24 protein-coding genes are annotated in these 25,782 nt (G+C 65.2%); 13 read left to right on the plus strand and 11 right to left on the minus strand.

From position 1 onward, the window contains the following. Positions 1 to 15: 15 nt before the first annotated feature. The 3 genes from GRX31_RS22895 to GRX31_RS22905 are packed head-to-tail and all read left to right on the plus strand — an operon-like array spanning position 16 to position 1,351. On the plus strand, positions 16 to 282 hold the full coding sequence (locus tag GRX31_RS22895) for a hypothetical protein (protein WP_160854995.1): 267 nt from the start codon (positions 16 to 18) through the stop codon (positions 280 to 282). Then, positions 273 to 794 carry a hypothetical protein gene (locus tag GRX31_RS22900; RefSeq protein WP_237426755.1) on the plus strand — a complete coding sequence of 174 codons (522 nt, stop codon included), beginning with the start codon at positions 273 to 275 and terminating at the stop codon, positions 792 to 794. Before GRX31_RS22895 ends, GRX31_RS22900 begins: the two co-directional genes overlap by 10 nt. After that, the gene (locus tag GRX31_RS22905) at positions 791 to 1,351 is read left to right on the plus strand and encodes a hypothetical protein (protein WP_160854997.1); all 561 of its coding nucleotides are present in this window, start codon (positions 791 to 793) and stop codon (positions 1,349 to 1,351) included. Before GRX31_RS22900 ends, GRX31_RS22905 begins: the two co-directional genes overlap by 4 nt. Before the next feature lie 39 nt (positions 1,352 to 1,390). On the opposite strand, the gene GRX31_RS22910 is transcribed toward GRX31_RS22905, so the two are convergent. The 7 genes from GRX31_RS22910 to GRX31_RS30640 form a co-directional block, all read right to left on the minus strand. Continuing rightward, positions 1,391 to 1,714 carry a hypothetical protein gene (locus GRX31_RS22910; RefSeq protein WP_160854999.1) on the minus strand — a complete coding sequence of 108 codons (324 nt, stop codon included), beginning with the start codon at positions 1,712 to 1,714 and terminating at the stop codon, positions 1,391 to 1,393. A 64-nt stretch (positions 1,715 to 1,778) separates the two neighbouring features. Further along, a complete protein-coding gene (locus tag GRX31_RS22915) occupies positions 1,779 to 2,021 on the minus strand; it encodes a hypothetical protein (protein WP_160855001.1) in 243 nt (80 codons plus the stop codon). Further along, positions 2,018 to 2,320 (minus strand): hypothetical protein, encoded by a 303-nt coding sequence (locus GRX31_RS22920; protein ID WP_160855003.1) that lies wholly within the window; start codon positions 2,318 to 2,320, stop codon positions 2,018 to 2,020. Before GRX31_RS22920 ends, GRX31_RS22915 begins: the two co-directional genes overlap by 4 nt. A 91-nt stretch (positions 2,321 to 2,411) precedes the next feature. After that, positions 2,412 to 2,855 (minus strand): hypothetical protein, encoded by a 444-nt coding sequence (locus GRX31_RS22925; RefSeq protein WP_160855005.1) that lies wholly within the window; start codon positions 2,853 to 2,855, stop codon positions 2,412 to 2,414. Further along, positions 2,848 to 3,321, minus strand: coding sequence for a hypothetical protein (locus tag GRX31_RS22930; RefSeq protein WP_160855007.1), 474 nt, complete (start codon positions 3,319 to 3,321; stop codon positions 2,848 to 2,850). The genes GRX31_RS22925 and GRX31_RS22930 overlap by 8 nt, the downstream gene beginning before the upstream one ends. Before the next feature lie 153 nt (positions 3,322 to 3,474). Next, positions 3,475 to 3,720 carry a hypothetical protein gene (locus tag GRX31_RS22935; protein ID WP_160855009.1) on the minus strand — a complete coding sequence of 82 codons (246 nt, stop codon included), beginning with the start codon at positions 3,718 to 3,720 and terminating at the stop codon, positions 3,475 to 3,477. Between the two features lie 138 nt (positions 3,721 to 3,858). Further along, the gene (locus GRX31_RS30640; protein ID WP_202396694.1) at positions 3,859 to 4,065 is read right to left on the minus strand and encodes a helix-turn-helix domain-containing protein; all 207 of its coding nucleotides are present in this window, start codon (positions 4,063 to 4,065) and stop codon (positions 3,859 to 3,861) included. A gap of 100 nt (positions 4,066 to 4,165) precedes the next feature. Here GRX31_RS30640 and GRX31_RS22940 point away from each other — a divergent pair, with 100 nt between their 5' ends. From GRX31_RS22940 to GRX31_RS22980, 9 genes are all read left to right on the plus strand, one after another. Further along, positions 4,166 to 5,137, plus strand: a complete 972-nt coding sequence (locus GRX31_RS22940; RefSeq protein WP_202396687.1) for a terminase small subunit — start codon at positions 4,166 to 4,168, stop codon at positions 5,135 to 5,137. A gap of 4 nt (positions 5,138 to 5,141) precedes the next feature. After that, on the plus strand, positions 5,142 to 6,752 hold the full coding sequence (locus GRX31_RS22945) for a terminase (RefSeq protein ID WP_160855011.1): 1,611 nt from the start codon (positions 5,142 to 5,144) through the stop codon (positions 6,750 to 6,752). Between the two features lie 9 nt (positions 6,753 to 6,761). Next, positions 6,762 to 9,023, plus strand: coding sequence for a portal protein (locus tag GRX31_RS22950; RefSeq protein WP_160855013.1), 2,262 nt, complete (start codon positions 6,762 to 6,764; stop codon positions 9,021 to 9,023). 217 nt (positions 9,024 to 9,240) lie between these two features. Next, the gene (locus GRX31_RS22955) at positions 9,241 to 10,341 is read left to right on the plus strand and encodes a hypothetical protein (protein WP_202396688.1); all 1,101 of its coding nucleotides are present in this window, start codon (positions 9,241 to 9,243) and stop codon (positions 10,339 to 10,341) included. 70 nt (positions 10,342 to 10,411) lie between these two features. Then, entirely contained in the window at positions 10,412 to 11,704 is a 1,293-nt protein-coding gene (locus tag GRX31_RS22960) for a phage capsid family protein (protein WP_126313000.1), read from the plus strand. 73 nt (positions 11,705 to 11,777) lie between these two features. Beyond that, positions 11,778 to 12,254: a hypothetical protein gene (locus GRX31_RS22965; RefSeq protein ID WP_160855017.1), complete on the plus strand. Its 477-nt coding sequence runs from the start codon at positions 11,778 to 11,780 to the stop codon at positions 12,252 to 12,254. 76 nt (positions 12,255 to 12,330) lie between these two features. Beyond that, on the plus strand, positions 12,331 to 12,792 hold the full coding sequence (locus tag GRX31_RS22970) for a hypothetical protein (protein WP_160855019.1): 462 nt from the start codon (positions 12,331 to 12,333) through the stop codon (positions 12,790 to 12,792). Between the two features lies 1 nt (position 12,793). Further along, positions 12,794 to 13,465 (plus strand): phage adaptor protein, encoded by a 672-nt coding sequence (locus GRX31_RS22975; protein WP_160855021.1) that lies wholly within the window; start codon positions 12,794 to 12,796, stop codon positions 13,463 to 13,465. Positions 13,466 to 13,476: 11 nt separating this feature from the next. After that, complete coding sequence (locus GRX31_RS22980) at positions 13,477 to 15,108, plus strand: hypothetical protein (RefSeq protein ID WP_160855023.1); 1,632 nt, start codon at positions 13,477 to 13,479, stop codon at positions 15,106 to 15,108. On the opposite strand, the gene GRX31_RS22985 is transcribed toward GRX31_RS22980, so the two are convergent. From GRX31_RS22985 to GRX31_RS23000, 4 genes are all read right to left on the minus strand, one after another. After that, entirely contained in the window at positions 15,105 to 15,719 is a 615-nt protein-coding gene (locus tag GRX31_RS22985; protein ID WP_202396689.1) for a hypothetical protein, read from the minus strand. The genes GRX31_RS22980 and GRX31_RS22985 overlap by 4 nt on opposite strands. Before the next feature lie 123 nt (positions 15,720 to 15,842). Beyond that, entirely contained in the window at positions 15,843 to 16,268 is a 426-nt protein-coding gene (locus tag GRX31_RS22990; protein WP_160855025.1) for a protein-export chaperone SecB, read from the minus strand. Beyond that, a complete protein-coding gene (locus GRX31_RS22995; protein ID WP_160855027.1) occupies positions 16,265 to 16,534 on the minus strand; it encodes a hypothetical protein in 270 nt (89 codons plus the stop codon). The genes GRX31_RS22990 and GRX31_RS22995 overlap by 4 nt, the downstream gene beginning before the upstream one ends. A 36-nt stretch (positions 16,535 to 16,570) precedes the next feature. Beyond that, positions 16,571 to 17,122, minus strand: a complete 552-nt coding sequence (locus GRX31_RS23000; RefSeq protein ID WP_160855029.1) for a hypothetical protein — start codon at positions 17,120 to 17,122, stop codon at positions 16,571 to 16,573. 423 nt (positions 17,123 to 17,545) lie between these two features. Between GRX31_RS23000 and GRX31_RS23005 the strand changes: the two genes are divergently transcribed. Then, positions 17,546 to 25,711 (plus strand): PLxRFG domain-containing protein, encoded by an 8,166-nt coding sequence (locus GRX31_RS23005; RefSeq protein ID WP_160855031.1) that lies wholly within the window; start codon positions 17,546 to 17,548, stop codon positions 25,709 to 25,711. The last annotated feature ends 71 nt before the right edge of the window (positions 25,712 to 25,782 follow it).

Consider the following 25,782-nt stretch of genomic DNA (forward strand, 5'->3'; position numbering starts at 1 on the left):
ATAGTCGTCTCCGAAATGGCCCGTGAACTGATCGACCGCCCGACCAACAGGCCTTGTTTCATCCTTCCGCCTTCGTGGAAGCCTTTGGTGGATGCGCTGATGGCCGACCCCAATCCCGAGGGCGAGGCCGCTCTGACGCGGGCAGCGTTGAACGGAGCAAACATCCTGTATCAGCGTTGCCCTGTCCGCCCAGCGTTGCCCGCCGGCGGCGTGTTCGACACCTTCCCGTGGGAGGTAATGGACCGGCTGGATTCCTGGCGGGAGGTGCATCCATGGCGCTGACACGCAGGCCGTTCAAGTCCAAGAGTTCATGGCCTGTGGCAGGCACGACCAATCTGGACCGCGAAGAGCGCTTGGCGCAGCGTGCTGCCCGCGCCATGGACAGCGCCCGCGCCACAGCCGGCTTGGCGTGCACCAGCATCGTGGTGATGGGCGCAGCCAGCACAGGCCTGGCCGTGCCCAAGGCCGAGATCCTCGAATGCGAAGCCTACCGCCGCGCCGTCGCCGCGCTGCCCTGCATCTGGTGCGGCATCTGCGGGTTCTCCCAGCACGCACACCTCAACCTCGGCAAGGGCTTCGCGCTCAAGACCGACGACCGCACCGGATTCCCCCTGTGCTGCACGCGCCCCGACATCGAGGGCTGCCACGTCGCATACGACCAATACCGCCTTGTTGACGGCGGCCGCGAAGCCCACCGGGACTACGGCCTCGAGTGGGGCCGCATCACCCGCCACACCATCCTGGAATCCGGCCAATGGCCACAACGCCTGCCCCTCTGGAGTGAAACCGCATGAACCAAGTCACCACCAGCACCATCCACAAGACAGCCGGCGGCAATCCGGACACCGGCGCGGTCGAGGCCGTGCCCACGCTGACGCAGGTCTATGAGGCGATTCGCCAGTTGCATGAGGCCGGCGAAGAGCCCACGCGCGACCGCATCCACAAGATGACGGGGCTGAACCTCACCACAGTGGACGACCGCATCAAGGTGCTGCGAGGCGAGGGAATGATTGCGGCGGTGAAGCAGTGCTACCGCCCGGTGCACCAACATGGGCCGGCGCGGGATGTGGTGATCGTCCACCTGAACGATGGTCGGACCATGGTGGAGATCGGCGAGCATGTGCTGCACCTCGTCCGCCCTGAGGCCGCGCGCCTTGGCCAAGGCTTGGCGGGCGTGGCACTCGAGCACACAGCACTGACGCGCGTCACGGAGTTGCAGGACCAACTGCTGGAGGAGGTGGCCAGACGTAGAGACCTGGAGCGCGAAGTGAAAGCGCTAAAAGCTCAGCGGCGTGTGGACGGGCGTCAGGGTGATCTACTCAGTGCGCTGTCGGGCCAAGCTGCGGCGTAGAGTCAAGAAAAAGCCCGCTGCGTGCGGGCTTTTTGTTGGTCAGGCAGCTGCCTTGCGCTCCTGGCGCCACCAGGGTGGTGTGAGCAGTGCATTCGGCGAGGCCAGCACAAGAGCCTTGGCCGCCGCTGTGAGCGCCTGGTGCCGCTCCATTTCGCCGAAGGTCAGGCCGCGCCGCTCCATTTCCTGCCGCCTGGCTGCAATGCACTCGCGGGCCTTGTCCTCTGCCTCGACCAAGGGGTGGGCGGTGACCCACTCGCCGCGCTCAGGGTGGTACAGGTAGGCATAGGCCACACCGGCATCGTCATCAAAATGGATCTGCACCTCATAGCCACCTACGGCCGAACCGGGGCTCAGGTAGCGCATCTGCGGCATCCCCCCAAAGCCGGGCGACGAGTATTGAACTCCTCGATCAGTTGGCTTGCTGCGTTCATGACTTTTCCCCTTCGTTCGTTGCTGCAGCGAGGGACGCCGCCGCCTTGCGTTGATCCAGAGTTGAGGCCGCGCCGGCCCTGAGCATGACCAGCTGGCCGGTGCGCAGGTTGCGCGCCAGCGCGCCGATTTCGTGGCCGCGCTGTACAGTGCCCAGCATTTCCCAGCCCGGCAGCTCAACCCATTGGTAGAGACGCCACGGCCCCGTGGCGTCTACCGTCAGCTTTGCCCGTTGGCTCATGCCCGGCTGTACCAACCCAGCCTAACCACCTCGGCCACCTCGATGGGCGCCCCTTCCATCTCTGGTGTCTGCAGCTCGATGAAGTGGCCGTAATCGTTGCTGTAGCTGGCGCCCTTGGCGGTGCCCAGCAACTGCCAGTCGCCGTACAGGCTTTCCTGATGCACCAGCCCCTTGGCGCCCGCCACGGGGACGGCCTGAAGGGCGACGGGGGCGGCGGCGGTGTTGGTCGCGGCGTACTGCACGCCATGCATGCCCGGCTCGGTCTGTTCTGCGGCCCAGATATAGGAAATTGCGGTCATTGTGGTTCTCTCTTGCCCCTCATTGACGGGAGGCGCCGCTGGCGGCGGTGTGCTGCCATGGGTTCAATACTATTGCGCAATGATTGCGCAGTCAATCCCCTTTTTCGTTGTTGCGCAAAATTCCCACGGCCGCATAGCACATGGCCATCAACTCGGCGCTTGATGTGTGCGCGCTGTTGTCGCGCGAGATTGTGCGGATGCGGTCCAGGCGGCTGCGCGCGGTGGGAAGGCCTCTGCGCGTCATCTGATCGGCCAGCGCAGTGGCGTCGATGCCTGCAGCGCGTGCCAGCTGCAGGATGGCCGCCGCCACATCCCCCAGCTCTGGCACGGTGGTGCTGCTGTCGGGCCAAGGGTGGCCCGCACGGCGAGGCAGCACGCGCTCCAGCAACTGCCCATCCCTCTCCAGCACCACCTCGCGGCGCTCATCGTCGTTGTTGGTGTCGCGGGCGGCTCGGTCCCAGGCAGCCACGGCCATGGGCGCCCAATCGGTTTGGCAATACAGGGTGTTGCCCTGGTAGATGCGCCACTCAGGCATGGGCCTGCTCCCGGGCTTTCCAGCTCATGCGGCGGCGGTAGGCAATGGCCTCGCGCACCTCATTCCTTGCCGTGCGCACGATGTCGGGGCGGTTGTCCCAGATCCATTCTTCGATCTTGCGGCGCGCCGATTCCGCGCTCTCGAAATACGGGCGCGCGGCCCACGCCTGGCGCCATAGCTCCCGGTCGGCGGATTTCCGCAAGTCCAGCGGCCCGCCAAAGAGGGGCTTGCCCCGGGCAAAGCCTATGGGCGGCTGGCCGTCCCAGTAGCTGTTTTGGGCGGTGCATGTGGGTTCGCCGTGCAGGTAGACGTTGACCTGCCCAGGCGGCTGCAGGCCCTCGCGCACAAAGTCGTGCGTGGGGTCCAGCCAGGCCAACCAGCGGCCATAGCGGGTGCGCTGCACGCAGCCGAACGAGGCAACGAAGGCGCGCACCTCGGCATCAAATTCCTGGTCTTCGGTTTGCATCATCAATCTCCAGTGGTACTGCCTATGCGGCAGAGAAGCTACCTGTTCGGTAGTGGAGAGAGTGGAGCCCGCTGATGGAGCACCATCACTGCGGTATTTCCTAAGCTGCCTGCTCGGCAGTCGGCGCCTATCTGGATGGCGCCACTATAGCAGTCAGGCAATGAAGAATTCGCCGGGGTTTATCTCGCTGGCCATGCGGCCATCTTCCAGCTTGGCCCACTTTGCATCCCAGGACTTGCCGTTGCCGATGGTGGCGCGTTGCGCGTTGACCAGGTTCCACTGGCGGCCGGCGTTGATTTCCTCGGCCACGCGGGTGCCGCTGAATGCAACGCTTTGGCCGCTGGCCAGGGTGGCGGAGGTCTTGGCGACGATCTGGCCGTTGCTGATGAGGTAGGACATGGTTTTTTCCCTTTGGTGCGTTCGACCTGTGCGGCCGAGACTTCCCGGATCTGCCGAGCCAGTGGCCGCTTGTTGCTGCCATGGGAAGAATATTAATGCGCAATGATTGCGCAGTCAACGCCTTTTTTCAGACGTCACTCAAGCCGCGTTTGCGCGCTCCACTTCCCAGCCCAGGCAGGCCAGGGCGACGGTGCGGGGCACGGGCTTTTCGCCGGTCAGGTAGTATAGGAGCATGCGGCGGGAGAGGCCCAGGGCCTCGGCTGCCGCGGTTTGCGTCAGTCCGTTGCGGGCCATCCAAGTCGCGATTTCTCCGGCGGTGTGTTCAGAGGGCGGTTTTGCTGTCATGTCGTGATTCTATGCGCAACGATTGCGCAAAGTGTCGCGTCACGCGGCGCGCCCCGCCTAGGGTTCGACGGCCCTAGGTCATGCCGGAACACTTCCGGCCATGGCCCAACGTCCTGCCGGCAAGTCCGAGCCTCAAAAAAAAGCCGCTCCCAAGAAGCCTGCTGCCGCGAAGAAGGCCGCAGGCTCTGCCGTTCCTGCGAAGCGCCCAGCGGTCAAGAAGCCTCCGAGCGCCACGGTGAACCCGGCGTTGAAGAAGGCTCCGGCAAAAAAGGCCGTCCGCACCGAGAGCACGGGCGCCCAGGCGCTGACCGCGAGGGAAGCGAAGTTCATCGATGAATTCCTGGTGGACCTGAATGGAACCCAAGCGGCGATTCGAGCCGGCTACAGCGCCAAGACAGCTCGGCAGATCGCCTCAGAGAACCTGTCAAAACCTCACATCCAAGTCGCGATTGCGGAAGCCCGAAAGCAGCAGCAGGAGCGCACGCAGATCACTGCCGATGCCATGCTGCAGCAGGCCTGGCTGATCGCCACAGCCGATGCACGCGAACTGATCGAGACCAAGGTCGCATGCTGCCGCCATTGCTGGGGGGAGAACTTCCGCTACCAGCGCACCGTCAGCGAGATGAACCATGCCCGCGAAGCATGGCGCGCTGAAGGCAAGGCGCCCGAGGATTTCGATGAAGAAGGCGGCATCGGCTTCAATCCCCACCGGCCGCCGCACCCGGAGTGCACTGCATGCGTTGGGGATGGATATGCACGCGAGGTCATCAAGGACACCCGCTACCTGAGCCCAGCCGCAGTCCAGCTCTATGCCGGCGTGAAGCGCACGAAGGAAGGGCTACAGGTCCTGATGCACAGCAAGGAGGCCTTTGCCGAGAAGCTGTGGAAGTACCTGGGCCTGTACGAGAAGGACAACCAGCAGAAGTCGGACCCTCTGGCCGCGCTGCTGCATCGCATCTCCAAGGAGAACGGCAACGGCTTCGCGCCCATTGCAGATGACCCGGAGCGCACAGGCCCGCGCCCGGGATCCACGCTGCAGGTGAAGCAAGACCCGACGGACGAGGAGGGCTGAGGCTGTGGCCGCGCGCGTCCACAGTGCTCCCCTGAACCGGCTCCCCGACACGCCCGAGGAGCTGGAGCGGTGCTTGCGTGATCCCGAATGGCGCCTGTTCTCCGGCTGCCTGTACAAGATCATGGTCAAGGGCGACTCTAAGGACGGGGAAGAGGCCGACACCTTCACCATGCCCTTCCGGCCGAATCGCGCGCAGAAACGGTTCATCAGCCGGCTCTGGCACCGCAACATCATCCTGAAGGCGCGGCAGCTGGGGTTTACCACGCTGATCGCCATCCTGTGGCTGGACCACGCGCTTTTTAATGCTGATCAGCGCTGCGGCATCATCGCGCACGACCGCGACTCGGCCGAGGCCATCTTCCGGGACAAGGTGAAGTACGCCTACGAGAACCTGCCCGAGGAGATCCGCGACCGCTTCCCCCTGGCGCGCGATAGCGCGGTGGAACTGCTGTTTGCCCACAACAACAGCAGCGTGCGCGTGGCCACGTCCATGCGCTCGGGCACCATCCACCGGCTGCACGTCTCCGAGCTGGGCAAGATCTCGGCACGCTTCCCGCACAAGGCCAAGGAGGTGATGACCGGCTCCATCCCGGCCGTGCCCACCACGGGCATCCTGGTGATCGAGAGTACGGCCGAAGGCGCCAACGGCGAGTTCTACCACCTGTCCCAGCGTGCGGAGGCCCTGCACTACACGCACAAGAAGCTAAGCCCGCGCGACTACCGCTTCCACTTCTACGCATGGTGGCAGGAGCCCAACTACCGCATGGACGCGGGCCTGGTCCATGTCACGCGCGAGCAGCACGACTATTTCGACCAGGTCGAGGTCGAGATGCAGTGCAACATCGATCTGGAGCAGCGGGCCTGGTATGTGGCCACCCAGGAGGCTGACTTCCCCGGTGCGCCCGAGCGCATGTGGCAGGAGTACCCCTCCACGCCGGCCGAGGCATTCCAGCAGTCGAGCGCGGGCCGGTACTACGCCAAGGCCATGGTCGCGCTCACGAAGCGCGGCGGCATCACCTCGGTGCCAGAGCTGGATATGCCCGTCTACACCTTCTGGGACATCGGGCGCGCGGACGGGACGGCCATCTGGTTTATGCAGTCCCTGCGCGGCGAGGACCGCTTCATCAACTACTACGAAGAGCACGAGGAAGACCTGCGGCACTACGTGCGCCACCTGCAGGGCCTCGGCTACGTGTTCGGCGCGCACTTCCTGCCGCACGACGCGAATCACAAGCGATTGGGCGACACCAACCGATCCACCAAGCAGCAGCTGCAGGCCCTCATGCCCGGCCAGAAATTCACCGTGGTGCCGCGCATCACCGAGCTGCAGACAGGCGTCAACCTGGTGCGCAAGCACCTGCGCGGCGCCTGGTTCGACCGGGAAGCCTGTGCCTTCGGCCTGGAGCGGCTGCGCGGCTACAGCAAGAAATTCAGCCGGGCCCTGAACAAGTTCATCGATGAGCCCGACAAGTCCAACGGCTGCACGGAAGGCGCGGACGCGCTTCGGCAGTGGGCGCAGGCAAAGGAAAGCGGGCTCTTCAACCCCAAAGACGATGGGTACGGCGCGCGCGCCGAGCCCGAAGAGGAAGAGGATGCGCCGGACTGGCGCGCGTGAGGCACTGCCATGAACTATGCAACCCCCCCAAGCACAGCAGACCTGGGCGCGGCGCTTACGCCGCAGGAATATGCCCGCATCATCGATGACATCCTGGAGCAGCCGCCGTGGCGCCGGCAGGCCGACATGGAAGCCGACTATGCCGACGGCAACCAACTGGGCAGCGAACTGCTCGCGCGCATGAAGCGCTTCGGCATCCCGCCGGCCAAGGAGAACATCATCGGCCCAGCGATTGCGGCCGTGTGCGGATACGAGGCCAAGACGCGGACCGACTGGCGCGTGACGCCCGACGGAGACCCGGGTGGCCAGGACGTGGCCGATGCGCTCAATTTCCGGCTGAACCAGGCCGAACGCCACAGCCGTGCAGATCGCGCGATCAGCGATGCCTTCAAGCCCCAGGTGAGCGTGGGCCTGGGTTGGGTGGAGGTCGCGCGGGCCAGCGATCCATTTGCCTATCCCTACCGCTGCCGGTATGTGCACCGCAATGAAATCTGGTGGGACATCCGGGCGCAGGAGGATGACCTGTCCGATGCCCACTGGCTGCTCCGGGAGCGGTTCATCCGCAAGGACCGGGTCGCGGCGGCATTCCCCAAGTATCGGGACCTGATCATGCGTGCGGACTCCGCATCCGGCCCTGGCGGCTATGGCGGCTATCTGGGAGAGGGCGGCTATTCCACGGGCTTGGTGCCGGGCCTGGATGTGTCCCGGGCCTGGACTCCGCGCGAGCATGCCTGGTACCGATCCGAGACCGACGAGCTCAGCCTGTGCGAGCTCTGGTACCGGCGCTGGGTGTCGGCGCTGGTGCTGCGCCTGCGTGGCGGCCGCGTGGTGGAGTTCGATGAGTCCAACCAGCAGCACCGCCTGGCCGTAGCCTCTGGCGCGGGCACACTGTCGCGCGAGACCGTCACGCGGCTGCGCCGGTCCTACTGGATCGGTCCCATCTGCCTGCACGACGGCCCCACGCCATACCCGCACCAGCATTTCCCATATGTGCCGTTCTGGGGCTACCGGGAAGACCAGACGGGCATGCCGTTCGGCCTGGTGCGCGACATGCTGTTCCCGCAAGACAATCTGAACAGCACCATGGCAAAGCTGCGCTGGGGCATGGCCTCGACGCGGGTGCGGCGCACCAAGGGCGCAACGGAGATGACCAGCGCTCAGATCCGCCAGCAGCTAGCGCGCCCGGACGCCGACATCGTGCTGGACGCTGAGCATATGAAGGATGGCGGAATATTCGAGGTGGACCGCGATTTCCAGCTCAACGCCCAGCACCTGCAGTTGATGGATGACAGCCGGCGCGCTCTGGGCCGCGTCAGCCCGGTCACGCCGGCCATGCAGGGCCAGGCAGGCACTGCGCGCAGCGGCCTGCAGGAAACCACCCAGGTGGAGCAGTCCCAGATCGGTATCGCCGACATGATGGACAACACCAAGGACGGCCGCACGATGGTCGGCGAACTGCTGATGTCGCTGATCATTGAGGACATGGGCGACGAGGAGCAGACCATCGTGATCGAGGGCGATGTGCTCAACCCGCCGCGCACCGTGGTGCTGAACAAGGCCGAAGAGGACCCCGACACAGGCTTGGCCTATCGGTCCAACGATGTGCTGCGCACGCGCATGAAGGTCGCTCTGGAGGACGTGCCGAGCACCAGCAGCTTCCGAGGCCAGCAGCTCAGCTCGTTGTCCGAGGCGGTGAAATCCTTGCCGGAGCATATCCAGGTGGTCGCGCTGCCATTCCTGATCGACCTGATGGATCTGCCCCGCAAGAAGCAGGTGGTGGAGGCCATCCGCGCGGCGACTGGCCAGCAGACGCCGGAGCAGATCGAGCAGCGTGTGCAGCAGGAGGTGCAGGCCGCGCTGGTGAAGGCAGGTCACGAGCTGAAGGCGCGCGAGCTGGAAATGAAGGAGCGCCTCACCGATGCCCAGATCAAGAAGGTGATGGCCGACGCTGTGCAGGTAGGCGTGCAGGCCGCCTTCTCGGCGATGCAGGGCGGGGCCCAGGTCGCCATGAATCCTGCCATCGCGCCCATTGCCGACGCCATCATGCAGGGCGCGGGCTACCAGAAGCCCAACCCTGGTGGCGACGATCCAGACTTCCCGGTGCCGGACGTGGCGGCCGGCGGCCCCGCTCCGCAGTCGGGTGGCCCTGGCGCAGCCGGCGACATCGCTCAGGTGCACGAGAACACCAGCCCTGCATACCCGCCCATTCCGCAGGAGCCGGCGCGCGGCATGCAAGGGATCGAGACCGCTACCCCTGCCGATAACCTGTAGCTCACTCCGTCCAGAGTTGGATGCGGCGGGCGCGTCGCCTGACACTGTGTTCCACGTTGAAGGCGAAAGCCAGAGACGAGAAGCCTGCCCGTGATGGGTCGGCACCTCCCGCAGCTGGAGAGCGTGATGGTCGGGGCTTCGGCCCCGGCCTGATCCTCGAATCTGCGTGCCCCTTCAAACAGGCCCGGCCGGATAGCCGGGGATGTGGAGCACCTACATGCCGATGTCACCTGAGCAACTGCTCGAATCCGCCTTTGCAGGACAACTGGATCTGGACGCGGACGCGGCCCAGACCGCCGAAGCCAGCAACGCCGCGAGCACTGCTACTCCCGCAACTGCCACCCCTGGTGCTGAGCAAGCCGCTGCAGCGCCTTCTGCCGCTCCTGCTGCAGCCACCGCTGTTACAGCAACCCCTGCTCCTGCACCTGTTGCAGGCGCGACGCCCGCTCAGGATGACGAGCCGGCCGGTGCGCCCATTGCCAGCAAGTCGGGCAGCTACACGATCCCCTTTGAAAAGCTGGCCCAGGCCCGTACAGAGCGTGACCAGTTCAAGGCGCGCGGCGATTCGCTGGAGAGCGAGAACGCCACCTTGAAGGCTCAGATCGACCAGTTGACCCGCAGTCAGCAAAGCAACCTCGCTCAGGCCCAGGCGGATGCCGCGGCCCGCGAGCAAGCTGGCGCGGCGCCAACCTCGGCCGACAAGAACCTGGCCATTGCCCAGGCAGCTGCCACCCAAGGCGTGGACATGGCCCTGTTCGGCGACTTCTCGGAGGAGGGGATAGCCAAGGGCGTGGCCGCGCTGGTGGACCAGCGTGCAGCAGCACTGGTGGACGCGCGCCTGGCCCAGGCCATGCAGCCCCTGCAGCAGCGTGAACAGGTCAGCGCCCAGCAGGCGCACGACAACGCGATCTATGCGGCGCATGCCGACGCGGACGAAATTGCCGACTCTGCCGAGTTCAAGCAGTGGGTGGATGCCCAGCCTGCTTTCGCGCGCGCGGCCGTGGCCAACGTCCTGCAGAACGGTTCCGCTGCCGAGATCGTGGAAGTTTTCAGCACCTTCAAGGGTGCCCGGCCCGCAACTGCTCCCGCTGCCAGCCCGGTCGCTCCTGCCAATGCCGTGGACGCGGCCGTGGCAAAAGCGAAGGCTGAAGCAGAGCAGGCTGTGCCGGTGAGCTTGTCCGAACTGACTGGCGCGGCTGCTGGTGCCAGTGAAGCGGAGCGCGCGCAGGCACTGGCCAACAACCCCGCGGCGCTGCTCAACGTGATGAGCGGTATGTCACCGGCAAAGATCGATGCCTTGATGAACAGCTTGGCGTGAATCGCTGAATATTTTTTGAAACCCGGGCCACCTCGTGATGAGGCAGCCCTCTCCCCAAGACGGAGGACATATGTCCGGAAAAACCAATGTGGCAACCGGTTCGCCGAATGCCCAATACGTTCAGGCTGCCGGGCTGTTCGCTCAGTCCATGCAGCGCAATTCGACGCTGAACCGCATGGTGGGCACGGTCCCCCAGGGCGAGGCTCACGTCAGCGCCGTGCTGAGCAAGCAGACCGCCACCGACATGCCCATCGTGCGCACGGTGGACCTGACGCGCGGCCACGGCTCCGAGGTGGAGTTCCACTTCGTGCAGCCCACCAACGCCTATCCCATCATGGGCAACCGCATGGCCGAGGGCAAGGGCACGGGGATCGAGCTGGACAACGGCCGCGTGCGCGTGAACCAAGTCCGCTTCCCTGTGGACCTGGGCAACACGATGACCGATATGAATTCCCCCGTGGAATTCCGTCGCATCGGCCGACCCATTGCGCTGTCGCTGATGAACAGCTACCAGGACCAGCTGATGCTGACCCACCTGGCGGGCGCGCGCGGCTTTCAAGACGGCATGGAATGGCGTCTGCCGACCAGCGCCCATCCGGACTTCGCGGAGTTCGCCATTAACGAAGTGAAGGCGCCCACACGCAACCGGCACTACATCGCCGATGGCGACTCCATCAAGACTGTGTCGGTGAACGCGGGTGAGCTGGACATTGCCTCCACTGACGTGCTCGGCATGGACGTGGTGGACAGCATCCGCACGGTGATGGAGTCCATCGCACTGCCGCCGCCCGCCATCAAGATCCCCGAGGACAAGGTGGCCGAGGATTCGCCGCTGCGTGTGCTGCTGGTTTCGCCCGCGCAGTACCACGCATTTGCCCAGGACCCTGGCTTCCGCCAGTTCCAGGCGAACGCCCTGGCGCGCGCGTCCAAAGCCAACAACCACCCCCTGTTCCTCGGCGAAGTGGGCCTGTGGAACGGCATCTTGATCTGCAAGATGCCCAAGCCCATCCGCTTCTATGCTGGCGACACCGTTCGCTACTGCGCCTCCTACGAGACCGAGACGGAAAGCACCTGCACCGTCCCCGCCTCGTTCGGCACCACCCATGCGGTGGACCGCGCGATCCTGCTGGGCGGCCAGTCGCTGGCTCAGGCCTTCGGCAAGTCCAAGCACGGCGGTATGCCCTTCTTCTGGAGCGAGAAGGACTTCGACCACGGCGACAAGATGGAACTGCTGATCGGCGCCATCATGGGCGTTTTCAAGATCCGCTGGTTGGTGTCGCAGGGCAACGGCAAGAAGCACTACACCGACCACGGCGTCACGGCCATCGACACAGCCGTGCGCATCATCGGCGAGCGCAACTGACGCGCCCCAGGGCGGGCGGTCTGCTGATCGCCTGTCCTCCGCTGAGTTCTTCACCATTTCATCGGAGGCCAACATGGCAACCATCACCAAAGTGCAGTCCTCCAGCAACCAGCTGGGTGCGACTCCGTGGGGCAACCTGAGCGCCCTGCATTACACCCTGGCCACCAACGCGGCCGGCGCGGCCTTGGGCGGCGACATCCTGACGCCCGCCATTCAGGGCACAAAGATCCGCCTGGGCCTGCTGCCCGCTGGCTTCAAGCTGATCGACAGCTTGGTTGTCATTGCCGTTGGCATGACGGCATCCGTCACCGCCAAGATCGGCTTCGAGTATGCCGACGGCGTGGATGTGCCGGCCGTGCCACAGGACGACGACTACTTCGGCGCGGCCGTGAACCTGGCCGCCACGGCGCGCCTGCGCAACGCCACTGCCAACCCGGTCATCACGCTGCCCAAGGATGCCTACCTGATCCTGACCGTGGGCGGCGCGGACAACGCCAAGGCCAGCGCGCTGGACGTGGTGGTGCTGGGCGTCCCCGAAGGCGTGGCCTGATCGAAGCCGCGCTCGCGGCGATGAACCATGCAGCAAGCCGGCCTGTCCGGCTTGTTTCACATGAACGGAGCGAATCATGAAGTTCGACAAGCTGGAATACACGGGCAAGAAGCCCTATCACGACCGTCACGCTGCCACCCATTGGGAGCCTGGCGATACCAAGTTGGTGCCCGAGGCCGTCGCGCGCAAGCTGCTGCGTTTCGTGGAGTTCCGCCGCGCGCCCGTCGATCAGCAGCAGGCAGAGCAGCTGCAGCCTGCCGACCAGCAGGGTCAGCAGGCGCAGCAGCCCGACACATCGGACCAGCAGGCTGATGATGCAGCGCTCCAGCAAGCGCACGCCGCCCAGCAGCAGGCAGAGCAGCTGCAGCAGCAAGAGCGCGCGGCCACCGAGGCCATGCTGCTGACCATCGAGGGCATGGACAAGGGCGCCCTGGCCGAATACGCGGCGAAGTACGAGGTCAAGCTCGACGCGCGCAAGGGTGAGGCCAAGATGCGCGCCGAGGTGGCCAACCTGATCGAGCAGTTCGGAGCACGCTGATATGACGCTCCAGGATCTGATCAACCGCTTCCGCGCCGACTCCAAAGACTGCGTGAAGCCCTACCTTTGGGGCGAGGAACTGGTGACAGCCTGGCTGAACGAGGCCGTGGCTGAAGCGGCGGTGCGCGGCCGGCTTCTGTTGGAAGTTGAGCGCCCTCAAGTCTGCCAAGTGCCGGTGAAGGAAGGCCAGGCCACCTATCCTCTGCACCCCGCCCTGTACGAGATCACCTATCTCGCCTACGAGATCGACGGCGCGCGGGAACCACAGGAGTTGACGCTGGTTTCCACGGAATGGCTGGACCGCCATCAGCCAGGGTGGCGCCACAAGCGGCTTGATTGCATGCGCTGGGCTGTGCAGGGGGAGCGATCCGTCCGACTCGTGCCGGCGCCGCCGCGCGATGGGCGTCTGGTGCTGGAGGGCTACCGCCTTCCGATGCGACCCATGTGCAGCCCGGGCGAGTCGCCCGAGATCCATGCCTTCAGCCATGAAAAGCTGGTGCTCTGGGCCCTGCACCGTGCGTTCTCCCAGCCAGACGCCGATGGTTTCGACCCGACGCGCGCGGCATTGGCTGAGGCGGAGTTCACGCGGTACTTCGGCCGCCGGCCCGACTCCGACTTGCGCCGGCAAACCCGTGAGGACCAGCCTCACGTCACCGAATCCATCATTCTTTGAGGAGAGCCATCATGTTCGGCTTTCAACCAGGTCGGCGAGAAGCGCAGGCGGCAGAGCAGCCGCGGCTGGGCTTTCGCCCGCGCAGCAAGGCCGCGGCTCTGGCCGAGGCTCAGAACCAGGCGCCAGACTCCATCCCCGGCATGTTCAAGCCGGGCGAATTCGTCTTGCCGCCCGATACCGTGCACGCCATGGGCGGCGCTGGCGCGCTGCAGGCCGCCGTCGATGCCACCCACACGCCAGCACCCGAACAGGCATTCGTGCCGCGCGGCTTCAAGCCCAAGGTGTTCTTCGCCAACGGTGGGCGGCCTGAAGACCAGATCCCGACGGACGGCTACCCCAAGGCGCCGACTCCAGACGGCTCGCAGTCCAATCCCATGAATACCGAGCTGGGCCGCAATGTGTCGAACCTGGCCAATGCCGTGCCTGGTGCGCTGGGCGGCGGCGCGTCTGCCCTCGCGCGCACGGGTGGGGCAATCAGTGGCGCCATCAACTCCGGAACAAACGCCGCGCGCGGGCTTGCGGTCGGCGCCGGGATCGGGGGCGGTGCCGCCGCAGCCGCAGCACCTGCTGCCGCCTCCACGATGGCGAGCCCCGCGCCCTCCACGGCTCCAGCAAGCTCAGTTGCAACGCCGCAGGCCACGCCTCCCGCCGGCAGCACCATGGGCCCGCCCAGCTCGGCCGCGCCGCAGGAAGTCCAGCCCGGGATCTTCCGTCAGGGCAACAGCTTCTCCGACAGCGCACAGGGCGCGGCCCTGGGCAACGAACCGCGGGGCCTGCCATCGCGGCGCAACGACGCGGCCGGCGAGAACCTGGCCAGCCAGTACACCGCACGCGGCTTCACACCCGGCCAGCGCACCGAGGCCGAGCAGCCCCGCCTGGGATTCCCCGGCTTCCGTGCTCCAACCGTCGCCCACTCTGGCAACGACTGGCAGGCCCGCAAGGACCTCCAGAACCTGGAGACCGGCGCGAGCAGCATCGCGAATCGTCCCGAGTGGAGCGGCACAGGCATGGCCCGCTTCCGTGGGGGTGGCGCTCAGTCCGGCCCGCCGCCGGCCGTGGCCGCCTACCAGGCAGCCCTGCAGACCGACTCGGCGCTGCGCCAGGCCCAGCCAGGACTGGATGCCGAGACCATGCGCCAGAACGCGGGCCTGGCGCGCGAAGGCATCCAGCAGGAAGGCGGCCTGCAGCGCGAAGCCATGCAGCAGGCCGGGGAAACCGGGCGCACGGGCATGCGAGTGGGCATCGAGCAGCAGCGCCTTCAGGGCGAGGCAGAAGCGCGCGGCTTCAAGACCCGGGCTCAACGCCAGGAAGAGCAGCTGCGCAATACGCTGCTCGATCCCAACGCCACGCCCCAGCAGAAGCAGCAGGCTCAGCAGTCCATGCGCGCGATTCGGGGCGATGCAGATCCGTCGCCCTGGAAGGTCACGGTCACGCCTGCGGTCAAGAATGCCGATGGTTCCACAAGCCAGGGCAGCATCATCCGGCACAACGCCGTCACGGGCGAGGTGCAGCAGGTGGATGCGGGCATGGCGGGCGGGCCCAAGACCATCACGAATGACGACGCGGGCCGCCGTGCCCTTGCCGCGCTCCCCTCGGGCTCGGTGTATGTTGGCCCCGATGGCAAGCAGTATCGGAAGGCTTAATTCAGAGGGACGGCGTCGCGCTTCCACCAGTCAAGCTGTCCCTTGAACTCCTCCAGCACCCTGACCACATCGGCCGTGGAGCCCTTGGTCAGGGTCTGTTCCCTGCCCTTGTCCTGCGTCACCCAGGCCCAGAAGTCCTTGCGCGCGAACAGCGCATCAGCATCTGGGTGCGCGGCGTAGATCTTCCTGTAGTGCGTCTCCAGCTTCAGCAGGTCGGCATCGGTCTTGGCGGCTGGGTGCTGCGCGCGAATCTCCGCAGACAGCGGATACCGCTCGCACATTTCCGTCGGGCCTGCGCTCGGCGTGTACAGGCAGCCGCACGCGCGCATGATCATCCCAGCTGCCGGCTGCCAGGAGGTGTCGCGCGCCTTGTCCAGCGTGCACTGCTCTGGAGACTTCGGGCCCAGCAGACCACGCCCCGAGCCGCGGCGCACTTCGAAGAACTTGTCAGGGTGCTGCTGGGCACACAGGTTCAGCGCGGCAGCATGGGCCGGCGCGTTCTTCACCCCAGGGAGCTTGTCTAGGAGGCAGGTGGCGTAGTCCGCGGCCAGCGAGGGGGTGGAGAGGAAACCCAGCACAGCAGTGGCCAAAAGCCTTTTCAACATGTCCATTGCCGATCCCATCGGGGATGATTTCTCAGACCCCTAAAAAAGTACTCAGTCCGAAAAATATAATTCATGCTTTGCCATGAATGATCCATGAAAAAAGGGCCATCTGGCCCTTTTTCTTGTGTGTCAATTCGACGGCGGACGAATTGGCTGCGTGTAGAGTGGGAAAACCACTCCCTTGACTCCAGCTCTCAGTGCGAGCCCATAGACCTGCTCGCGAACGAAAGGCATGAGAAGAAAAGGTGCGTTAATCTGCGCCCAGCGATTGAGGTGCTCAAACTTGAAAAGCTCATAATTCACCTCAAATTGGCCGGATAGCTCAACTTTAATCTCGAATGAGGCCGAGGCCTCAGGATCGGATTTCCGTGGAGAAACATTCACCTCAATGCCGACGGCTATAAACGGGTCTTTTTCGTCAAAGTCGGATGTACCAACTTTGATAACTAGATCCACTTCGCCTTCGTAATGTTTCGCTTCGTTGAAATCGTTAACCACGATGCTCAATTGAGACACCGTGATTTCACGAAGTTGTATTGGGTGTAGTTCAGTCACGCTGCAAGGGCAAATCGTTCATCGTTTGCTGGATCGCAATCCAGGGCATATGTATGGAAATCCTCATCCCTTACATGAGCGAACGAGCGTAGCCGCATGATTTCAAAGTACTTATCGAGCTTGGAGCACGACAGCGAAGCCACTTCATCGATCTCACGCAGGGCCTGTGCGATATCCGAGTCCCTGTGCTTGGCAAACTCTGCTGCTAGTTCTGCGGGAGACAGAGCCTTCAGTTCAGCGATGACTTGAGCTAATAGGTCTTTCATTTTGGTTCCACCTTCTGTATTTGTTTATTTATTTATTTATGGGTTAGCTAGTTCAATCTTTTTTATAAGTTTTTCGCCACCCTGTCGGATTACGTAAACATCGGACATTTTGTAGTAAAAGGCAACAAGAGATTGGAAGCCTTTAGGTTGCGGCGTCTGAACCAGCGCCTTGAGTACCAGAATTTTCTTACCCGCCGCTGCTTCTAGTTTGTTTATTACAGTGGCGATAGCTGTTGGCACATCGAACGATTTCGGTGGGTCGGACAAAGACGGGGCAAGTGAAAGGACAGAATTCCGAAAATCTTGTGTGCTGGCATCACAATATTCAGGCTCGTTAGGTTGGATAAAGTGGGCTTTAACGACAGCGAAGTCAGTGTTTTCATCATCTTTGTACCTTTCTTCGTCCAAATACTTTTTCCACCAAGCCTGTGCAAGGTGCCTTGCAATGCGGTCATCATTTCCTTCGATGGCCCAAAAATAAATTCCAGGGCCTACATGCCCATTATCTCCAGTAGGGATGAACGATTGCTGGTCAATAATGGAGTCAGCTTTAGAGCGACTAGTTCCATGAGTTCCTTGCAAGTACAACCTTTGTTCTCCATCTTATGTCGGTAGACCGATCGGCCTGTAGGACCGATCCTTGGATGAGAGAGATCATAGGCGGCACTTACGCTTGCTACAAATTGTTTTTCACTACCGGCAATCCCTACGATACCTCTCCTGTGGCGAATCTGCCCAGTTGCTTAGCAATTCCCGTACATCGGCGGTCAATTGCCTGTAATTCCGTCCAGTGATGTTGTTAGTCTCCGACAATTCGGAGTGGGATTGGTGGTTATTCGGCGAATTGCTCCAGATCCTGAGCGTGGACCTGGCTAGCACAGTCCCGGTCCGCGGCATCTGAGTAGGGATCTCTAGGCCCCAGCGTGAGGGCCAGGAGCGCGGCACACGATCTTCCCTCGCCCCCCCCGCCTAGGGTTCGACCACTCTCCCCCTCGAGGGGAGAGTGGGGGGATGGCAAACGACAACGAATGGTGGAAGCAGGGCGCAAGCCCCGTTGAGTCGTCCTCACCAGACGGCGATTGGTGGAAGGCGGGCGCAAAGCCTGTCGAGCCAGAGTCGCCTGGCCGCTCCGCCACTGACTACGTCCGGGACGCGGCCGCCTGGGCAGCCAAGGGCGCCGTGGCCGTGCCAGAAGCTGTTGTCGGTTTGGCCGACATCGCAACAGGCGGGCGCGCGGGCAAGCTCCTGGAGAACGAGGGTGGGGCTGTCGGCTTCCGGCCCAAGCAGGCGCGCGAGGCCATCAACGAATGGCATTCCGACGCCACCAAGGAAGCCCAGCGCAAGTTCCAGGAGGCGGAGGGCCTGGGCGGCAAGTTCAAGGCCGCTATTGAAAACCCGTCCAACATCGTCGGCGCGGTCGTTGAATCGCTGCCGGCCATGGGCGCGGGCGGTGTGGCGGCGCGCGCTTTGGGTGCAGCCACGCGGCTTGGCCAGGCTGGAGCCAAGGGCGCTGCAGCATCTGGTGCTCTGGGTGAGGGCATCGTGGGCGCGGGCTCTGCGGCCGAGCAGATCCGCCAGGAAACCGATGACGGGCTGCTCTCCCCGGGCCAGGCTGCGGCGGCGGCAGCCACGGGTGCGGCCACGGCCGGCTTCGGATATGCCGGTGGGCGCGCGGCGCAGCGCCTGGGCATTGGTGATGCGGAGACCATGCTTGCCCAGGGCAACAAGGGCATTGCCAAGCAGTTCGCCGATGACGCGGCCACAGCTGCGTCGAATCCACTGCTGCAACAGCGCGCGGTCAAGAGCATTCCCCGGCAGGTGATCGAAGGGGCCATCTCCGAAGGCTTCCTTGAGGAGCTGCCGCAGTCGGTGGCAGAGCAGATCTTCCAGAACCTGGCCCTGGGAAAGGACTGGTCCCAGGATGTGGATACGGCAGTGGTGCTGGGCACGCTGTCGGGCGCGGCCATGGGCGGCGGCGCGGCGGGGTATCGGGCGGCGCGCGAGCCACGTGCGGGCGCGGCCGAGGCCGGCCAGGCAGTCGATGCGGCGGGCCAGGAGGATCGGCAGGCTTCACCGGACATAGCAGGTACTCCGGATGTTGCTGCTGCTCCAGCGCCGGGCGCGGCGGCTGAGCCGGATGCTCTGGTACCGAATCCAGGCCTGGATGCCGTGCGCCGCGAATTCGATGCCCGCATGTCGCAGCTGCAGCAGGAAGAGGGCGGCGAGCCCGAGGTGCCGCAGTCCGCCCCACCCGATGGCGCGGCAGCCCTGGCGCAGCAGCGCGCGGCAGAACAGGACCGGCGCGATGCGGAGAGCGCGGCCAATCGAGCGGTCGAATCCCCAGACGACGAGATCTTGCAGTCCACGGGCGCGGCGCCTTTGTCGCCCTCGCGCGCCATGGGGCTGGACCCGGCTGCCGGCTCCCTGTCTGCAGCTGCTGCCATTGCCGTGGACTCCGGCGCGGCGGCTCAGGCCCAGCAGGCCAGTGCCATGGCCCAGGCCGCAGAGCAGGCGGAACGCGCACCAGCCAAGAAGAAGGCATCCGAGCGCCGGGTAACTGCAGACCCTGCCACTGGCGAGATCGCGGGCGGGGCCATGGCCACCTGGACGGATGAAGACCTGTCCAACGCATTCCGCTCTGCGCAGGCCAAGAACGTGCGCCTGCGGCTGGCGCGCGAGCTGTCGCGCCGCCGCGCCGAGCGTGACCAGCAGACCCCGGCCACCGCGCCGGCCGCATCCGCAAATCCATCCACCCAGCAAGGAAGCATCGATGGCACACAAGCCGATCAAGCCCAGCCGCCGCGCGCGGAATCTTCGCAGGCAGCAGGAGCGCAAGGAGCGCCGTCTGCAGGTTCTGGCCCTGCGCAGGAGCTGACCAATGGCACCACCTCGTCTCAGCACGATGGCGCGCAAGCAGCTGCAGCGCCAGGCCCGCAGGCTCAAGCGCCAGTCCAAACAGCAGCCCAGCGCATCGATGCCGGCCGCGCGGCCTGGGCCAGCATGCCCGTCTCAGAACGCAAGGCCCTGGCAGGAAAGCTTGAGGGCCTGAAGCCGGTCATCCGCAAGGCCCTACCTGGCGCCACATGGGAGCGGCTGAATGCGGATCTGCAACGCAAGATCGCGGACGCCATGGCGCCGCAGGGAGAGACCAATGATTCACCCGCACCTGCAGTACGGCTGGCAGATGAACGCCCACCAGGCCCTGCGGCTGCTGCGGAGGCTGGGGGCGGTGAGCCGGCAGGACGCGCGGCAGATGCGCAGCCTGCTGGGCCGCGAGGTGGCCGTGCCGGACAGCCTGCTGCCGGCGTGCAACCTGCTGTACCTGGCCGAAGTGGCTCCAGCGAACAGGCTGCCGCTGTAGAGCCTGCTGCTGAACCAGCGCCCACGGCGGGCCAGCAGCAGGCCGTGGCCATCGCACAGCAGGGCAACGAGGCGCGGCGCGCCCAGCTGCTGGCCGCCAGCGAGCGCTGGACCAGCATGCCGGCGGCCGAGCGCCAGGCTGTGGCAAAGGCCGCGAAGGGGCTGAACGCACCAGCACGGGCGGGCGCTCATACGCGGGCATGGGCTGACCTGGCGCCCAAGGTGCGCGAGAAGCTTGCCGCCGCCATGCCCGATGCTGCTGCAGCACCTGCAGCACCTGCAGCCCGGAAGGCGCCGTCCTTGGTGGATGAGCTGGGTGCAGGTGTTGGCACCTATGCAGAAAAGCTCAAGGTCCGAATTGGCGATGCGAAACAGAAGCTGCAGCAAGCGTCCACGCTGTCGCCCACGCTGCGAAAAGCCAATGGTCATGACGTCCAGGCGCTGACCGCCGAGGTCGCGCGCCTTGAATCCCTGAGGGGTGAAGCCCGGGCGCTTGATGAAGCGGCCGTGCGCGATGAGGCAGCCCGAGGGCTGCAGCAGGGCGCACGGCAAGAACTCGATGTGAGCCAGTTGACGCCCGCTCAACGGTCAGAGGTGGTGGCTCGTGCAGCTGCCACAGGCAATGCCGCTGATGCCTCAAGTGCGATTCTGGATGCTGTGGACGAAGCAGCCACCGCTGCGGCGACGAGCCCTGCCAACGACCTGCCCGAGCCCACCGAGGCCCAGAAGGAAGCGGGCAATTACAAGAAGGGCCATGTCCGCCTGAATGGCCTGGACATCAGCATCGAGAACCCGGCCGGCAGCCGCCGCCGGCCCGAATGGCCTCCGCTGCAGAACCACTACGGCTACTTCAAGGGTTCCGTGGGTGCGGACAAGGACCATGTGGACGTGTTCATGACCAACCGCGCGAGCGACCCGGACCTGCCGGTGTTCGTCGTGGACCAGGTGAACCGCGATGGCTCGTTCGATGAGCACAAGGTGGTGCTGGGTGCGGCCGACGAGGCCGATGCGCGGGCCACCTACCTCGGCAACTATGAGAAGGGCTGGACGGGCCTGGGCGCGATCACGCAGATGACGCAGGACGAGTTCAAGGCTTGGCTGCGTAATCCGGCGAAGACGAAGAGGCCGGCCGGCACGCTGCCCGGCGCAGCGCCTGCACCAACGAAGAAGCCTCGCGGCGTCCTGGCCAAGAAGGCTGCCGCTGAGGAAGCGGCGCGCGCCGACTACTTCACCCCGGGCAACATCGTGAAGGGGTACGGGGATAGCCATGTCCGCGTGGTTTCATACACGCCGGCCAATGCCGATGGCGTCTGGAGCGTGACGGTACGCCAGGTGGAGAAGCAGGGCTCAGGCTGGCAGGATGTGCCGGGCGTGCGCGAGCGCACCCATGCCACGCCACCGAGCGCCCGCGAATTGAAAGCCGGGCCTGTGGAGCGCACCGAGGAACTGCCGTTCCGCCGTGGCGAATCCGATGGCCAGGGCCTGACCGATGACCAGATGGCCAACCTGCTGCGCATCATGCGGCCCGAGCCGGCGGCGTTTTCCGATGCGGCGCGGGCCCAGGCCGTGCGCCAGGTGCGCGAGACAGTAGATGCCATCCGCAAGGGCTGGAGCAACGGCCCCGAGGTGGTGGTGGCCTTCGACATGTCCGACCCGGCTGTGCCGGAGGCGGCGCGGCGCGCGGACTTGCGCCAGCGCAGCGGCGGGGCCTCCGGTGCGCCCGAGGGCTTCTACTGGCGCGGCAAGGCCTACCTGCTGGCCAGCAAGCTGAACACGCCCGCCGACGCGGCTCGCGTGCTGCACCACGAGGTGCTGGGCCACCACGGCCTGCGCGGCATGTTCGGGCCGGAGCTGAACAAGATCCTCAACCAAGTGGCCGCCATGCGCCAAGCTGAGGTAGCGGCCAAGATCAAGGAATATGGGCTGCGCGGCGTCACGGACCTGAGCCGGCGACATGCGGCCGAGGAAGTGCTGGCCGAGATGGCCGAGAAGACCCCGCAACTGCATTTCGTGCGCCGTGCCGTGGCCGCCATCCGCAATTGGCTGCGGGCCAACGTGCCCTGGTTCGGGCGCCTGAAGCTGTCGGACGCCGACATCATCCAGGGCTACATCCTGCCGGCGCGCGATTTCGTGGAGCGCGGGCAGCGTACCGCTACCGACCGTATCGAGCCGGTGTTCAGCCGTTCGGACTCGGCGGCCGCCATGCCCGACGCCATCATCGGCAGCACACTGGGCAGCGCATCGAAGCATCCCGACTACGCTGCGGCCAAGGGCGGGGATGTTGCGGCGGCCACGCGGCTGGCCGTGGACCTCGTGACGCCTGAGATGGCGGCGAAGGTGGCAGCTGCGCTGGGTGGTGCGCGGCCGCGCGTGCTGCCTGTGGCTGCCGTTGAGTCCAGTGGTCGCAACAAGATTCCGCGCGCCGTGGCCGAAGTCCTGGCGGCACGCCTTGGCCTGGAAACGGCGACGGGCATCGTGCAGGCGAACCGTGCACAGCGCACGGGTCTTGATTGGCTGGACCGCATCTTTGCACCTGTCGATTTCGCCGGCACCGTAGAGCCGGGCGACTACCTCCTGGTGGATGACACCCTCACGCAGGGCGGCACGTTCGCGGCCCTGGCCAGCCACATTCATGAAGGTGGAGGCAATGTGGTGGGCGTGGTTGTGTTGACCGGTAAGCAGTACAGTGCAAAAATCCAGCTCTCTCCTGAAATTCTCGCAACTCTCCGGCAAAAACATGGTGACCTCGAAGACCAATTCCGTGCAGCCACAGGCTACGGCTTCGACGCGCTCACCGAGTCTGAGGCCCGATACCTCGCGCGATTCGAACCGGCTGAGCGACTCCGAGATCGAATCGCTGAAGAAGGACGACGCGCAAGCGAGCGCGCAGATCAAGGCAATCCTCGCCAAGGCGATGACGCCGACGAACTGAGCTTCAGCCGCTCACGGCTTTCGGAGATCAAGGACAGCGCTCTGGACCAGCTCCAGAAGACGATGTCCCACCCTGGCAAGGTCTCTGTCTGGGACAAGACCATCGGCACCATGCGCCACCTGGCCGAACGCGCGCCAGCTTTCAAGCCGGTCTACGAGACCGCCCAGCGCAATATCGATGACGTGTCTATGCTGGCCAACGATGCGGCCGACCGGGCGCCGCGCCTGCTGCCGCGTGTGGACACCATCGGCGACCTCGTGGGCAAGAACCGCAAGACGCCTGTTTCCGCCGCCGACAACAAGGCCGTGGCGAAGCCTCTCTTCGAGGGCACGCTGCTGTGGGGCAGGGACGTGGACGGCAAGGCCGTGCTGGTGGACGAGCTGACCAAGAAGTACGGCAACCTGCCCGCAGACGACAAGGCCCAGCTGCTGCTGCGTGCCGGCCGTCTGGACGACCGCATGCTGCGCGCGTGGCGCGGGCTGCCGCTGGCCCAGTACGAAGCGCTGGTGAATTCTCGCTTCGAGAGCAAGATGCTCAAGGCCGGCGCGGTCTGGACGGATGCCGAGCTGCAGACCATGTTCGGCGCCACGCCCAACCAGATCGCCCTGTACCGTGAAGCCCGCGCGGCCATTGACCGCTCCATCGACATGACGGCCCGCGCGGACATGATGCGCGCGCTGGGCGACGAGTACGCTGAAATGCGCGACATGGTACTGGACGCGCCCAAGCTGTCCGATGCTCTGGAGCTGCTGACCACCACGCTGCAGGAGGATGCCAAGGCCAAGCCGGACCTGGCCGAACGGCTGCTGCAGCTGAACAACATGGTGGTGGACCGGGCGGCCACAGCCAAGGACCTGCAGGACGTGGGGTATGCGCCGCTGTCGCGCTTCGGGCGGTACACGCTGGACGTGGTTGACCAGGAGGGCAACCGCCAGTACTTCGGCATGTACGAGACCATGAAGGACGCCAACCTGGCCAAGATCCAGATGGCCCAGGCCTTCCCCGGCGCGGTGATCACCCAGGGCACCATGAGCCAGCAGTCCTTCAAGCTGTTCGCGGGCATCACTCCCGAGACACTGGAGATCTTCAAGGACATGGTCGTGGGCAAGGAAGCCGACGCGGCCACGCGCAAGGTGTTCGATGAATACCTGAAGCTGACAAAGAACAACCACAGCGCCTTGAAGCGCCTGATCCAGCGCAAGGGCATCGAGGGCTACAGCCAAGACGTGGGCCGCGTGGTGGCCAACTTCATCTACAGCAATGCGCGCCAGGGCGCGGCGGGCCTGAATGCCGGCACCATGGACCGCGCGATCAACGACATCCCGAAGGAGCAGGGCGAGCTGAAGGACCTGGCCATGGGCCTGCGCAGCTACATCCGCGATCCACAGGAAGAGGGCCAGGCCGTGCGCGGCATGCTGTTCGCGCAGTACCTGGGCGGCTCGCTTGCCTCGGCCGTGGTCAACATGACCCAGCCCTTTGCGGTGACGCTACCCTGGCTCAGCCAGTTCGGCGGCATTCGTGCGGCCAGCGGCCAGATGGCGCGGGCCTTGAAGGACATGGGCACGCGCGGCATGAAATACGAACCTGACCTAGCCCACGCGCTGAAGTCCGCCGAGGATGACGGCGTGGTCTCGCCACAGGAAGTGCACCAGCTGATGGCACAGGCGCGCGGCGCGGGCGGCCTGCGCTCGGGCGACGGCACCAAGTCCGGCGATGCGCGTGCGGCGGCAGGCAATGCCTGGGAGCGAGCCAAGGTAGCCTGGGGTCAGCCCTTCGCCCTGGCCGAGCAGTTCAACCGGCGCTCCACATTCATCGCAGCCTTCCGCATCGCCAAGGCACAGGGCATGGATGATCCAGGCGCCTTCGCGCGCAAGGCCGTGCTGGAGACCCAGTTCGTCTATTCCAAGGCCAACAAGCCCCAGTGGGCACGCGGCGCCGTGGGCGGCACGCTCTTCACCTTCAAGACCTATTCCGTCAGCTACCTGGAGCTGATGCAGCGGATGTGGAAGCAGGGAGGGCCAGAGGGCAAGCGCGCGGTGGGCTGGGCCCTGGCCATGCTGCTGCTGATGGGCGGTGCGGGCGGCGTGCCCTTTATGGAGGACGCCGAGGACCTGATCGACGGCGTGGGCCAGATGATGGGCTACAACCTCAGTTCCAAGCAGTGGCGCAAGGAGGCGCTCGCGGGCATCGTGGGCAAGGAGCTGGCCGACTTCCTGGAGCAGGGTGTCTCGGGCCTGCCAGGCGCGCCCATCGATGTTTCCGGGCGCTTGGGCATGGGCAACCTGCTGCCCGGCACCGGCCTGCTGTTGACCAAGCAGAGCCGCGAGCGGGATCTGCTGGAGGTGGCCGGCCCCGCCGGTGATCTGGTGATGCGCGGGTTCACTGCTGGGCGCAAGGTGCTGACGGGCGACGTTGCTGGCGCGGCGTTGGAGGTCTCGCCCACGGCCGTGCGCAATGCGTTCAAGGGCGCGGACATGGCCGCCAGCGGCATGTACAAGGACACCAAGGGTTACAAGGTTATCGACACCACGCTGTCCGAGGCGATTGCCAAGGCCGCCGGCTTCCAGCCCAAGAGCGTGGCCGAGGTGCAGGAAGCCAACAGCTTCATGCAGCGGTCCAAGAGTTTCTACAGCCAGACCAGCAGCGAGATCAAGGCGCAGTGGGCGGATGCGCTGTTCCGCAAGGACGAGGGCGCCCTGGCGCGCGTGCGCGAACGGCTGGCCGATTGGAACAAGAACAATCCGGAGCAGCCCATCGTCGTCAAGATGCCCGACGTGTGGAAGAAGGTGCGGGAGATGGGTAAGGACCGGACAGACCGCATTGCGGACAACTCGCCCAAGGCGCTGCGTCAGCAGATGCGGGAGATGGCAGCGGAGGCGCGATAGCGCTTGCCCCTTGCAGGGTTGGCCTTGAAAGGGCGGCATTGGAAGACTGCGGGAATTCACTTCGCAGGAGC

The sequence above is a fragment of the Delftia sp. CH05 genome, from assembly GCF_009827015.1.
Classification (GTDB): domain Bacteria; phylum Pseudomonadota; class Gammaproteobacteria; order Burkholderiales; family Burkholderiaceae_C; genus Comamonas; species Comamonas tsuruhatensis.

What these genes read in the sequence shown, in the direction of transcription:
- GRX31_RS22895 (WP_160854995.1), top strand. Translation starts at nt 16, where the DNA reads ATGGCCCGTGAACTGATCGACCGCCCGACCAACAGGCCTTGTTTCATC.
- GRX31_RS22900 (WP_237426755.1), top strand. Translation starts at nt 273, where the DNA reads ATGGCGCTGACACGCAGGCCGTTCAAGTCCAAGAGTTCATGGCCTGTG.
- GRX31_RS22905 (WP_160854997.1), top strand. Translation starts at nt 791, where the DNA reads ATGAACCAAGTCACCACCAGCACCATCCACAAGACAGCCGGCGGCAAT.
- GRX31_RS22910 (WP_160854999.1), bottom strand. Translation starts at nt 1,714, where the DNA reads ATGCGCTACCTGAGCCCCGGTTCGGCCGTAGGTGGCTATGAGGTGCAG.
- GRX31_RS22915 (WP_160855001.1), bottom strand. Translation starts at nt 2,021, where the DNA reads ATGAGCCAACGGGCAAAGCTGACGGTAGACGCCACGGGGCCGTGGCGT.
- GRX31_RS22920 (WP_160855003.1), bottom strand. Translation starts at nt 2,320, where the DNA reads ATGACCGCAATTTCCTATATCTGGGCCGCAGAACAGACCGAGCCGGGC.
- GRX31_RS22925 (WP_160855005.1), bottom strand. Translation starts at nt 2,855, where the DNA reads ATGCCTGAGTGGCGCATCTACCAGGGCAACACCCTGTATTGCCAAACC.
- GRX31_RS22930 (WP_160855007.1), bottom strand. Translation starts at nt 3,321, where the DNA reads ATGCAAACCGAAGACCAGGAATTTGATGCCGAGGTGCGCGCCTTCGTT.
- GRX31_RS22935 (WP_160855009.1), bottom strand. Translation starts at nt 3,720, where the DNA reads ATGTCCTACCTCATCAGCAACGGCCAGATCGTCGCCAAGACCTCCGCC.
- GRX31_RS30640 (WP_202396694.1), bottom strand. Translation starts at nt 4,065, where the DNA reads ATGACAGCAAAACCGCCCTCTGAACACACCGCCGGAGAAATCGCGACT.
- GRX31_RS22940 (WP_202396687.1), top strand. Translation starts at nt 4,166, where the DNA reads ATGGCCCAACGTCCTGCCGGCAAGTCCGAGCCTCAAAAAAAAGCCGCT.
- GRX31_RS22950 (WP_160855013.1), top strand. Translation starts at nt 6,762, where the DNA reads ATGAACTATGCAACCCCCCCAAGCACAGCAGACCTGGGCGCGGCGCTT.
- GRX31_RS22955 (WP_202396688.1), top strand. Translation starts at nt 9,241, where the DNA reads ATGCCGATGTCACCTGAGCAACTGCTCGAATCCGCCTTTGCAGGACAA.
- GRX31_RS22960 (WP_126313000.1), top strand. Translation starts at nt 10,412, where the DNA reads ATGTCCGGAAAAACCAATGTGGCAACCGGTTCGCCGAATGCCCAATAC.
- GRX31_RS22965 (WP_160855017.1), top strand. Translation starts at nt 11,778, where the DNA reads ATGGCAACCATCACCAAAGTGCAGTCCTCCAGCAACCAGCTGGGTGCG.
- GRX31_RS22970 (WP_160855019.1), top strand. Translation starts at nt 12,331, where the DNA reads ATGAAGTTCGACAAGCTGGAATACACGGGCAAGAAGCCCTATCACGAC.
- GRX31_RS22975 (WP_160855021.1), top strand. Translation starts at nt 12,794, where the DNA reads ATGACGCTCCAGGATCTGATCAACCGCTTCCGCGCCGACTCCAAAGAC.
- GRX31_RS22980 (WP_160855023.1), top strand. Translation starts at nt 13,477, where the DNA reads ATGTTCGGCTTTCAACCAGGTCGGCGAGAAGCGCAGGCGGCAGAGCAG.
- GRX31_RS22985 (WP_202396689.1), bottom strand. Translation starts at nt 15,719, where the DNA reads ATGGACATGTTGAAAAGGCTTTTGGCCACTGCTGTGCTGGGTTTCCTC.
- GRX31_RS22995 (WP_160855027.1), bottom strand. Translation starts at nt 16,534, where the DNA reads ATGAAAGACCTATTAGCTCAAGTCATCGCTGAACTGAAGGCTCTGTCT.
- GRX31_RS23005 (WP_160855031.1), top strand. Translation starts at nt 17,546, where the DNA reads ATGGCAAACGACAACGAATGGTGGAAGCAGGGCGCAAGCCCCGTTGAG.